Annotated in this window: 10 protein-coding genes and 1 pseudogene; 7 read left to right on the plus strand and 4 right to left on the minus strand. The window is 62.5% G+C overall.

What is annotated here, in order from left to right:
* The first annotated feature begins 55 nt into the window (after positions 1–55).
* The 5 genes from ACQ4W7_RS24915 to ACQ4W7_RS24935 all read left to right on the plus strand — a co-directional run bounded on the left by ACQ4W7_RS24915 (position 56) and on the right by ACQ4W7_RS24935 (position 5841).
* Complete coding sequence (locus tag ACQ4W7_RS24915; protein WP_436534076.1) at positions 56–988, plus strand: LysR family transcriptional regulator; 933 nt, start codon at positions 56–58, stop codon at positions 986–988.
* A 117-nt stretch (positions 989–1105) separates the two neighbouring features.
* The gene (locus ACQ4W7_RS24920) at positions 1106–3238 is read left to right on the plus strand and encodes an FUSC family protein (protein ID WP_436534078.1); all 2133 of its coding nucleotides are present in this window, start codon (positions 1106–1108) and stop codon (positions 3236–3238) included.
* Entirely contained in the window at positions 3228–3422 is a 195-nt protein-coding gene (locus tag ACQ4W7_RS24925; protein ID WP_426070753.1) for a DUF1656 domain-containing protein, read from the plus strand. The genes ACQ4W7_RS24920 and ACQ4W7_RS24925 overlap by 11 nt, the downstream gene beginning before the upstream one ends.
* Positions 3415–4344 carry an HlyD family secretion protein gene (locus ACQ4W7_RS24930; protein ID WP_436534080.1) on the plus strand — a complete coding sequence of 310 codons (930 nt, stop codon included), beginning with the start codon at positions 3415–3417 and terminating at the stop codon, positions 4342–4344. The genes ACQ4W7_RS24925 and ACQ4W7_RS24930 overlap by 8 nt, the downstream gene beginning before the upstream one ends.
* A 9-nt stretch (positions 4345–4353) precedes the next feature.
* Complete coding sequence (locus ACQ4W7_RS24935; protein WP_436534082.1) at positions 4354–5841, plus strand: efflux transporter outer membrane subunit; 1488 nt, start codon at positions 4354–4356, stop codon at positions 5839–5841.
* Here the strand turns inward: ACQ4W7_RS24935 and ACQ4W7_RS24940 are convergent.
* Together ACQ4W7_RS24940 and ACQ4W7_RS24945 are read right to left on the minus strand one after the other, a co-directional pair.
* Positions 5751–6122 (minus strand): annotated as a pseudogene (locus ACQ4W7_RS24940) (serine hydrolase); the annotation flags it as partial. The gene ACQ4W7_RS24935 and the pseudogene ACQ4W7_RS24940 overlap by 91 nt on opposite strands.
* Before the next feature lie 38 nt (positions 6123–6160).
* Complete coding sequence (locus ACQ4W7_RS24945; protein ID WP_436534084.1) at positions 6161–7522, minus strand: serine hydrolase domain-containing protein; 1362 nt, start codon at positions 7520–7522, stop codon at positions 6161–6163.
* Positions 7523–8677: 1155 nt separating this feature from the next.
* On the opposite strand from ACQ4W7_RS24945, the gene ACQ4W7_RS24950 reads away from it, so the two are divergent.
* Positions 8678–10087 (plus strand): tyrosine-type recombinase/integrase, encoded by a 1410-nt coding sequence (locus tag ACQ4W7_RS24950; protein WP_436534086.1) that lies wholly within the window; start codon positions 8678–8680, stop codon positions 10085–10087.
* Positions 10088–10122: 35 nt separating this feature from the next.
* On the plus strand, positions 10123–10335 hold the full coding sequence (locus ACQ4W7_RS24955) for a hypothetical protein (RefSeq protein ID WP_436534088.1): 213 nt from the start codon (positions 10123–10125) through the stop codon (positions 10333–10335).
* Here the strand turns inward: ACQ4W7_RS24955 and ACQ4W7_RS24960 are convergent.
* Together ACQ4W7_RS24960 and ACQ4W7_RS24965 are read right to left on the minus strand one after the other, a co-directional pair.
* Positions 10332–10604: a hypothetical protein gene (locus tag ACQ4W7_RS24960; protein WP_436534090.1), complete on the minus strand. Its 273-nt coding sequence runs from the start codon at positions 10602–10604 to the stop codon at positions 10332–10334. The two genes, ACQ4W7_RS24955 and ACQ4W7_RS24960, sit on opposite strands and share 4 nt — an antisense overlap.
* Positions 10601–10936: hypothetical protein (locus ACQ4W7_RS24965; RefSeq protein WP_436534091.1), on the minus strand; the 336-nt coding region annotated here is incomplete at its 5' end. The genes ACQ4W7_RS24960 and ACQ4W7_RS24965, both read right to left, overlap by 4 nt.

Here is a 10936-nt window from a genome sequence, read left to right on the forward strand (position 1 = left end):
CGCGACATGGATATGCGGTTAAAATTTTACTTTATGCCATTGATGGAGGCACGCTATGGGGCAGCCCGATCTGAACCTGCTGCTCGCGCTGGACGCTCTGCTGGAGGAAGGTAGCGTGGTCGGCGCCGCGCGGCGCATGAACCTGAGCTCGCCTGCGATGAGTCGCACCTTGGGCCGAATCCGCGAAACCTTGGGCGATCCCGTGTTCGTGCAGGCGGGCCGCAAGCTCGTGCCGACGCCCAGGGCATTGGCCATGCGCGAGCAGGTGCGCGCGGCGGTCGAGCAGGCGACGCAGGTGCTGGCACACGGTGCCGAGGTTGACCTGAAACTATTGGAGCGCCGTTTCAACGTGCGAGCCACCGACGAATTCGTGAGTATCCACCTGGGCCGCCTGCTCGATGCAATGGCCACGGACATGCCGCGCGCCATGTTGCGCCTTTCCCCGGAAGAAGACGATGTGGACGGCGAGGCGCTGCGCAGCGGCCGCATCGACCTGTTCATCAGCGCCTCGCGCAAGCTCGGGCCGGAAATCCGCGTGCAGTCGCTGTTTACCACCACCTTTGTTGGCGTCGCTCGCGAGCATCACCCCATTTTCGAGGACGACATCACGCTCGAACGGCTCAGCCGCTGGGAGCACATCAATGTCTCCCGGCGCGGCAAATCCACCGGCCCCATCGACGACGTGCTGGAAGCCCGGGGTCTGCGCCGACATGTGGCTCTGGTTGTCTCCAACCCCTATGCGGCCTTGTTTGCCTTGCAGGATTCCGACCTGCTGCTGCCGCTACCCAAGCATCTCGCGCGCAGTGCGCTCGCTGCAGGGCTGCGCATCCGGTTGTTCGCGCTGCCGGTCCCCGTGGAGACGGTGTTGCTTACCCAGGCGTGGCATCCACGCCTCCAGAGTGACCCTGCGCACCAGTGGTTGCGGCACACCATTAGAAACCTGTGCAACGAAGATGAGGCATCCGCTGCCAAGCGCAGCAAGGCATAGTGCCGGCCCCAGTGAATGAGTGCGTTAAACGCACTCATTGATTCCAATAAAGTCACTTTCCGCAATTAAATACCAGACTTATATTGATATACATTATCAATGCAAGAAAGGTTCACCGTGCGTTACGAGACAGTGCAGTCGGCATCTCCACAGACGCCCGCGCCAACGCATAACCGCCTCCGTGCTGCGCTGGTGCGCTGCTTGGCGCGGCTGGATCTGACAACGGCACGCGCCACCTACGCGCTGCGTTCCATCCTGGCAGCCTGGCTGGCTCTGGTGGTGGCTTATCTGCTCGATTTGCATGCGCCATATGCGGCCGCGTCCACCGTCCTGCTGGTCATCCATCCGGTCCAGGGCGCGGTGATCGGCAAAGGCACCTGGCGTGTGCTTGGCACGCTGGCCGGCATGCTGGCCACCTTCGTGCTGATGAGCGCCTTTGGGCAAATGCCGTGGCTGTTCTTGCTGGGCTTTGGCCTTTGGCTGGGAATGTGTGTAGTGGGAATGGCGCTGTTGCGTCACTTCCGCGCATACGCGGCCACGCTTGCGGGGTACACCGTTGGATTGGCCGCCTATGGCGCGCTCCAGCATCCGGAGCTGACCTTCGAAAACGTGATGGGACGCGGTTCATCCGTGCTGGTTGGCGTGGTTTGCCTGGGGATAGTGTCGGCGCTATTCAGCACCCGTAGTGTACGCAGCCGCCTCGAAGCCCAATTGAGCCGGCTGGCTGCGGCCACCGCTGAGACCCTGGCAACGCAGCACGAGGCCGTCGGCAATGATGCGCATGCTACTCCCACGCGGATGGACACGGCCAGACGCAATCTCATTGTCGAGGTATATGGCGTGGACGATCTGCTGGCGCTAGGCAAGGCAGAGTCGGAGGATCTGGCGCAACGCGCCATGGCCGTGCGGCATGCGATGGCCTCCCTGTTTGCCGCATTGGTCGGCGGCACGCCGCCTCTGCCATCAGACAGTGACAGCATGCGTGCGCTGCGCACCTTGCAGCCGGCGCTGGAGCAGGCCTGGCGTGACGCCGGGCTGGCTGTTGCACGCGGTCCGCAGGGAATCGCACAGGCGATGCAGCGGCTGGGTGAAGCCCGCATACGCCTGATTGCAACGCTGGCCGGGACATCGTTGGCCCAGCCTGCCGAACAGGCCGCACTGCTGATCAGCGGCGACAGGCTGCTTGAACAAATCGACGACTATCTGGCGGCATTGGACGGCATCGGCGCGATGTATCGCCCCCGCCCGCAAGCAAAACAGCCCTCCGTGCCGTTCTACCGAGATACGACCGCAGCGATACAGAACGGATTGCGTGCGATGCTGACCGTGGTGCTGGGCGGCGCCTTCTGGATCGCCACCGGCTGGCCACACGGCAACATGATGCTGGCAGGGCTGGCCGCCGCCTGCGCGCTGCTGGCGACGGCGCCCAATCCCGCCGCCGGCGCCATCGAATTCATCAAAGGCACGGTGGCGGCCGTGTTGATGGCATTCCTCTGCGCTTTCTGTGTACTGCCACATATCGAGGGCCTGCCGCTGCTGCTATTGGTGTTGGGCCTGTTCTGGCTACCGGGCATCTATGCAAGCAGTTTTCCCAAGTACGGCTTGGCAGGTGTGGCCTATCTGATCGGCTTTAATACGCTGGCGGCTACAGCCAATCCCATGCGCTATGATTTCACGGTGTTCTTGAACGCGTCGGTGGCGTGGATACTGGCCACGCTCTTCACATTGCTCGGTTATCGGCTATTGTTGCCGCGCAATCTGACGCGGGACGCTGACCGGCTACGCCTTCGCATCCGCAACGATGCGCTGGCCGTACTGCGGGGCAGGCGGGCGGATCGCCGTATCTGGCAATTGCGTCAGCAGCACCGCATGGCGCAACTCGGCGCCTTGCTCAAGATGCAGCCCGCCGCAATGGATCGTGCCCTCGGCGATGCACTTGCCAGCCTGCACCTGGGGCGCGAGCTGCTGCGTATGCGGGAGTGGCTGCAGCGCGCGCCACGCATGTCACCGCTGCACCTGCCCGTGACAAGCGTCTTGCAAAGGATGGCTCGCCGCGCGGACGACCCACGCATGGCTGCTCGCCACGCATCCCGAGCAGCCAGCTCCCTGACGCGGGTGCTTGCCAAGGACGAGGCATTGCTGGCCGACCGCCAACGCCTGAGCGCTGCACTGCTCGATGTCGCTGCATTGCTCGAAGGCCATGCGGTGTATTTCTCTCACCCGTCTCGGAGGCATTCCCATGCTCAGTGAGGTGGCCGTGGCCGGCATTTACCTGCCGCCGTTTTTTGTCTATGCCTGCGTCGCGTTGCCGCTGTTCCTGGGCCTGCGTTTCCTGCTGGCACGTAGCGGAGTGCTGCGCTGGGTCTGGCATCCGGCGCTGTTCGAGTTCGCTCTTTCCCTTTGCCTGGTTTCCATACTGATTCTCTATGTCTAAAATTACGTCCTTATTCAAGCCTGCCGCGAAAGCGACCCTGACTCTGGCGGCGGTCGTCGCTGCGGCGATGCTGGTGAGCGCCCTTTGGCGTGCCTACGTGCTCGCCCCCTGGACCCGCGACGGCCGCGTGAGCGCGCAGGTCGTGCGCATCGCGCCGGAGATATCGGGGACCGTGGCCGAGGTCGCCGTCACCGATGACCAATATGTAAAACGGGGCGAAGTGCTGTATCGCATCGACCCTGCGCGTTTCCAACTCGCCATCGCACAGGCCGAGGCGCAACTGGCGGTGGCCAGCGCAACACTGCGGCAGAAGATCGAGGATGCCAAGCGACGCCGGGGCATGGAGGATCTTGTGCCCGGCGAAGACATCCAGCGGGCAAACCAGGCCGTTGCCATTGCACAAGCAGAACAGCGCCATTCCCAAGTCGCCCTGGACATGGCGCGACTGGACCTTGAACGTGCGGTCCTGCGTGCCCCGACGGATGGCTACGTGACGCACCTTCGCTTGAACCGGGGCGCCTACGCCGTGGTGGGTCAACCCAACATGGCGCTGCTCGATGCGCACAGCTTCTGGATCACGGGCTATTTCGAGGAGACCAAGCTGCATGGCATCCGTCCTGGCGCCCCGGCGCAAATCAGGCTCATGGGCTTTGACGATCTGATCCAGGGCCGCGTGGCCAGCATCGGACGCGGCATCACCGATCCCAACCAGCAGGCCGACGCCCAGGGCCTGCCGAGCGTCGAGCCGAGCTTCAGTTGGATTCGTCTGGCACAGCGCATTCCCGTGCGAGTCGAATTCGACCAGGTGCCCGCGAGCATCGTCTTGGCTGCCGGCATGACAGGCAGCATCGAGATCGGCCAGCCAGGGCGCGACGCACCGCCCAAAGGGCGGTTGACGACGCTACTGCACCGTTGGATGTGAGGACTTTCCATGCGCACTTTCCCGACGCCTCACCGAACGGTCCTTCGCGGCTCAGTACTGTCCATTCTTCTGCTCGCTTGCCTATCCGCTTGCACGACAGTCGGCCCGAACTATCATCCACCACAAGCTGATCTTCCAACGGCTTGGCACGAACCGCACCCGGGGTTCTCAGCGGCAGAACGGGAGAGCCTTCAAACCTGGTGGCGCACCTTCAATGATCCGATGCTGGACCAATTGCTTGCTCTGGCGTTGGCCAACAACCAGGATCTCGGTATTGCTCTTGCGCGATTGCAGCAGGCGCGCGCCGAGCGCATGCAGATTGCTGCCGGCTTGGGGCCGAGCGTTTCGGTTGGCGGCGTGGGTGAAAGCTCGCGCTCCAGCAGGCGGCTGGACGGATCGCCCGGCGGCCATTCGCGCACCTGGCGCGCAGGATTTGACGCGAGTTGGGAATTGGATCTATTTGGCGGCACGCGGCGCGCCGTCGAAGCGGCCGATGCCGGCGTCGAGGCCTTGGCCGACGACCGTCGGGCTTTACAGGTGAGTTTGCTGGCTGAACTGGCGACCAGCTACGCCGAACTGCGTACAGCGCAAGCACGCCTGGCCATCACGCGCGACAACATCAGCAATCTGCTTGAAGGCGAGAGCCTGGCCGGGCGAGCATTGCAACGCGGTCTGGGCACCACCGCAGAAGTGATGCAGGCAAGGGCCGAGCGCGAAGCTGCCGAAGCGCAGCCGCCGCTGCTGGAAGCCGACATTGCGCGCTTGAGCCATGCCATCGGCGTGTTGGCCGGTGGCTTCCCTGGCGATTGGCGTGCCGCGTTGGCAGAGCCTACGCCAGCCCTGCCCGTCGCACCCGCGCTGCCGCTGGCATTGCCCTCGGAAGTGATACGCCAGCGTCCCGACCTGCAGGCGGATGAACGCCGTTTGGCGGCCGCCACGGCGCAGATCGGGGTGGCCGACGCCGCACGGTTCCCGAGGTTCAGCATTCCCTTGAGCATAGGCGCCACCGCCAGTCTGATCCATGACCTTTTCTCAGGTGCGAGCTTGGCGTGGTCGGCGGGAATGCAAGCCAGCCAGACGCTCTATGACGGTGGTCGCGCACGGGCCGGCATCACGGCCGCGCAGGCCGGTGCCGACGCAGCAAAACTGGTGTATGAGCGCGACGTGCGATTGGCCTTGCGTGACGTCGAGGATGCCTTGACCGGATTGAACAGCGAACGTCAGCGGCAAGTATCACTGGCTGCAGCGGTCAATGACAGCCAGATGGCGCGCGATCGCGCGACCCGGCTCTACCGCGCTGGCCTGAGTGCCTATCTGCCGGTACTCATCGCCCAGCGCACGCTCAATCAGGCCCGTGATGCGTTGGCGCTAAGTCAATGGGGCGAAGTGCGCGGCGCCATTTCGCTTTACAAGGCATTGGGCGCGGGCTGGCAGGAAGATTCCCTTGCACAGGACGCGAAAAGTCCGGACCTACCTGAAAAGGCGGTTGGCTTGTGAATGCCTTTTTTTTCTAAAAGTGACCCGTCCCGTAACAATTTCACACTTTTTTGATGCAGAGAAAGACTGCCAGATGAAGCAATGGTTACTGTTTCCGCATCAGCATCGTGTTGACCTTGCCGGGGCTGCTGATCACCCGGGCCATGCACCTGGCTGGTCAGCACGTCACGCAGTCGGACTGCGCCGATCGCGCCGCGTGCCGCCTCCGGCCAATAGCGTGAGACGAGATCGTCGATGCTGTATATCAGCCCCCGGTCGATGGCGAAGCCGGCCAGCAGCGCGGTGACGCTTTTGCCGAGTTGGCGCTAGCGTTGCCGATTCAGCTGTCCGGGCTGCGGTGGGCCTTGCGCCCCCCGATCAACAGCAGGTCTCGGGCGCCATCCTGCGTCAGTTCGATGATGTCGCCGGTCTCGGGGGACACCAGGCTGGTTTGGCCGGTCGGCACCAGCCGGGTGGCGCCGATGTCCGGCATCACCATCGTCCAGTCCTTGCCGTCGAAGCGCAGTTCGTAGCGGTTGGCGAAACGGCCCTCGAAGTTGTCGAGCTGGTAGATGCCGACGTGGCGCGTGGCCGTTGCAAGGTCCAGCGGCGCCGTCTGGGCCAGGCGAGGTTTGAAGTCCGGCCAGTCGTAGGCGGACGCCACCGCCTTGACGATCTCGCCGCCAAGATAGCTGCCGTTGTCGCCGTCGGTCATTACGACTACGCCGTTGCCGCTGTCGAGATACATCGCGTAAGTGCTCTTGAAGCCGGTGTTGCCGCCGGAATGCATGAAGCGTTTATGCTCGCCATCGCCGACCACGAAGAAGCCCTGCGCATAATTGTTCAGCGCCGGCGTCAGCAGATCGCGCGCCTTGGTCGCGCTCAAAAAGGCCGTGCCGATTTTCCACGACCGCTGGACACCGATGGCGAAGCGCGCCAGGTCGCTGGCCGTGGTCCACAGGCCGGCGGCCGCCAGTTCGGGATAGACGAAGGCCCCGCCTTCGACTTCGCTGCCGTCGGCGTAGTGGCCGCGCGCGCGGTTGTGTTCTGCCGCCGGCAATGGCTGCGCGAATGTGCTGCGCCGCATCCGCAGCGGCTGCAGTACTTGCTGGCGCATCAACTCTGCAAAAGGCGTGCGCAGACATTGCTGCATGGCGACTTGGGCGATGGTGTAGCCGCCGCCGGAATACGCATGGGCCGCGCCCGGGATGGTCTGGATGACGACCGCTGGCGTGAGCGACGGCGACTCGCCCTCGATTACCTGAAGGTCCGTAGGGATCGCTTGCGACGGTGGATAGCCGGGGAAGCCGGACACGGTCGCCCCGGCGGTGTGGTTGAGCAAATTGCGCAAGGTCACCGGATGCTCGGGGCTTTGCAGTCCGGCGGGCAGGGTCCACGGCCGCAGGCAGGCATCCACCGGACTATCGAGCTGGAGCTTGTTGCTGCCCGCCAGCCGCTGCGCCAGCGCGCCGGTCACGCCTTTGCTGATGGACGCAGCCTGATACAGCGTGTCGGTGTCGGCCGCAGGTGCGGACGGTTGCCGGTAGACGCCGGCCCAAGCGATCTTGCCGTCGCGGATGACCGCCACGCTGACGCTGGAGACCCTATAGCGGCGCAGGCGCTGCTCGATATCGAAGGTCTGCGCCGGCTCGCCTGCGATGTCCACCCGCTGCCGCAGCCCGCCGGCGATACGCGCGGCCATATCGGACTCGCCCGCGTGGGCGGGGCCGCTACATGCCGCCACCCCCAATAAGGCTCCCAGGCGTAGCGCGCGGCCTGAAGCATGGACTGGCAATAGCCATAGACGAATGCGCATAAGTTTCCCTTTCATTCATTGAATGGGCTAATCTTATCGAGCGTTGTCCGAGGCTCCCTGGATTTGCGACGAACGGAGGAAAGCTTGGTCTAGGCCGTTTGTTTTCACCAAAATCTCTACGCGGCGCTAGCATTGCCAACAAAAACAGCGGAGTCAGTGCCGACAAAAGCGGGGAGAAGCAGCCGGGGTCACAGCAGCAGACTGCCATGTTGCTCGCCCTGGATCGAATGGTAGGGGGGCGCCGCAACCAATATCGCCGATCACCCGGTCAACCGGGTCGACGATGGCCGATGACAGCAGCATTCGCTTGTTCAACGTAATCGATGATTTCAGCCGGGAAGGTCCTGGTGTTAAAGTCGATTTCTCATTGCCGTCCGAGAACGTCATCCGTCCATCGACAGGATCATCGAATGAAGCGGTAAGTTCCGGAATATTCGCCGCGATAATCGCCCTGAGTACATCCGAGCCATGACGCTGGCTTAGGCCACCGAGCACGGAATACGCATCGTTTTCATCTAGCTAGGGCAACCGCAGCAGAACGCCTATATTAAATGCGACTGAAACGCTCCATGCAATCCAGGATTTTGTAACCCGCTGGATGTGGACTTACAATCACGCCCGACCCACTAGAGCATTTGGCGACATCACCCCAAAACAGACGCACGCCCTGGCTAGCACGCCACCGGGAAAAAATCGTCAGCAGGAAAAACCTGTTTCAATCCATACCAAATGATTGCAAACAAGCCCATGTTTTCGTAGGGGCAAATGCAGGGGCAAAAACTCCCACCCAAGAAAAAGGCCACTCCGAAGAGTGGCCTAAGTCCTTGATTCTTTTGGTCGGGACGGGAAGATTCGAACTTCCGACCCCATGCACCCCATGTGACCCTGAATGATTATACATGAGTCCGTATCGATCCAATGATATGGAAAATACCCCTATTAAATCAGCAACATACGAAATATATTAGTCCGCATCTGATCACTCGGGTACACTTCAATCCGGGGATTTCCCGGACACCTGCCGGACACGGAGCGTATATAGTGGGAAAATTGACTGTTCGGAGCATTGATGGCGCGAAGCCAAAAGAGAAACCATACAAGCTTATGGATGGCGACGGCCTGCAGTTACGCGTGGCGGTTGATGGCGTGAAGACCTGGCTTGTTCGGTATGTGATAACAGGCACTGAGCGTCAATACCGCCTGCCTAAGTTGTATCGTGGCGTGGCCGGCCCCGGCTATTGCTCGCTGCAGGAGGCTCGCGATGAGGCGGCGAAGATCCGTGCACTCGCCCGCCAAGGCATCGACTATGCGGTCCAGTTGGAGGAGCGGCGCGCCGCCATCGAGCAGGCCAAGGCCGAGGCGGCCGCTGCGCAGTCCGCAGCGGAAGCCATCAGCAAGGCCTCGGCCCTTACGGTACAAGATATGTTCGATGCTTGGATAACCGACGGCGTGCGCCGCAAGGATGGCAACGCCATGCTCAAGCGCATGTTCGCCACCGACGTGCTGCCGGCAATAGGCGCCGTGGCCATCAAGGACGTGACCGAGCACCACTTGCGCGCCGTGTTGCGCGCCATGGTCGAGCGAGGCGTCAACAGGTCGGCCGTAATGCAGCGGAACAGCCTGACGCAAATGTTCGCCTGGGCCCGCAAGCGGCAGCCGTGGCGCAAGCTACTGGTCGACGGCGACCCGATGGAGCTGATCGAGATCGAGAAGATCGTAAGCCCCGACTATGACCTCGACAATATGCGGGACCGCATCCTGTCTGCCGACGAGATTCGCGAGCTGCACACCATCATAGCCAGGATGCACACGGATTACGACGCCGCGCCAAACAAGCGCATCGTGCAGCAGCCCCTGGAGGCGACGACCGAGCGCGCCATCTGGATCATGCTGTCGACCATGTGCCGCGTCGGCGAGACAGCGAAGGCGCGCTGGGAGCACGTCGACCTCACCGCCGGCACCTGGTTCATCCCGAAAGAGAACGTCAAGGACAACGTAGCCGACCTGACCGTCTACCTGTCGGCGTTCGCGCTGGACCAGTTCCAGCAGTTGCACGCGCGCACTGGCCAAAGCGCCTGGTGCTTCCCGGCCCGGAATAATGAAGCCAGCATCGAGGGCAAGTCGATCAGCAAGCAGGTCGGCGACCGCCAGTCGATGTTCAAGAAGAACAAGGACGGCACGCCGCGCGCGCCACTGAAGAATCGACGCAGCGACGACACCCTGGTGCTGGCTGGTGGCAAGAATGGCGCCTGGACGCCGCACGATTTACGCCGCACAGGCGCAACGATGATGCAGGCACTGGGCATTTCTCTTGAGCTGATCGACCGCTGCCAAAACCATGTGCTGCCGGGTAGCAAGGTGCGGCGGCATTACATGCTGCATGACTACGCGGACGAGAAGCGGGCGGCTTGGGCGGCGCTTGGAGAAAGACTATCAAATGCGTTGATGTAAAATATGTATTAATTACAACAATGAGAAGGAGTGCTATGCCGATTATCGCTTCAAGCGGGAACGAAATCGCCGTTTTCCCTTTTAAAAAATACGACATTGTGAGCGATCAGTACATTGTGTCGCGCCGATATGCCACTGCGGCACTGATTGATCACATTCACGGCGTGCGGTGCGGCCCATCAATTACCGTACCCAGTGATGCGGTAGACGGAGATGGACTCACGGAACTTGACTACAAGCCAACTTAACGACAACCTGCAATCACCGCCTCCAGCCTGCCCTCATAGGCACGCCCACGCGGCCAATCCCGCGCCAGCACCAGAACGATCTCGCCATCAGTCGCCGTCGACGGCAACTTGTCGAACTCGTAAGCCGGGGGCTGTGGCACCACCTTTACACATGGTGTAAAGACGGGAACTTCGACCAGCTGCGGCGCCAGCGGAGCGCAGCCGCAGCCGCCCAGCAGCACCGCCAGAATAATTTTTGGAATTATTTGTCGCGCCATCTGGTGTTTCATCGCAGGCCCTCCAGCATCTGCCTAACGGCCGGCATGGCCTCGTCGCAGGTCGCGGCGCGCGCACCCGCGATCTTCGCCAGAGCCGCGTCATACTTCTTGCCCTTGGCAGCGACCGCCGCCTGTGCCGCCGCGCCGCGCTCTTGCGCCGCCAGCGTGGCCGCAGCCATTCCATCGATGGCGCGGTTTTGCTCGCTGATCGAAGCGCGCAGCGCAGCGCTGACGCCCTGCTCCTGCACCAGCGAAGCGCGCGCGGCATCACGATCACCAGCGGCCAGCCACCAGCCCGTGCTGGTGGAGCTGGCCACCACCACCAGCACGGCAGCCAGCAGGAT

Origin of the sequence: Janthinobacterium algoris (assembly GCF_051380935.1) — a bacterium.
Lineage (GTDB): Bacteria > Pseudomonadota > Gammaproteobacteria > Burkholderiales > Burkholderiaceae_D > Janthinobacterium.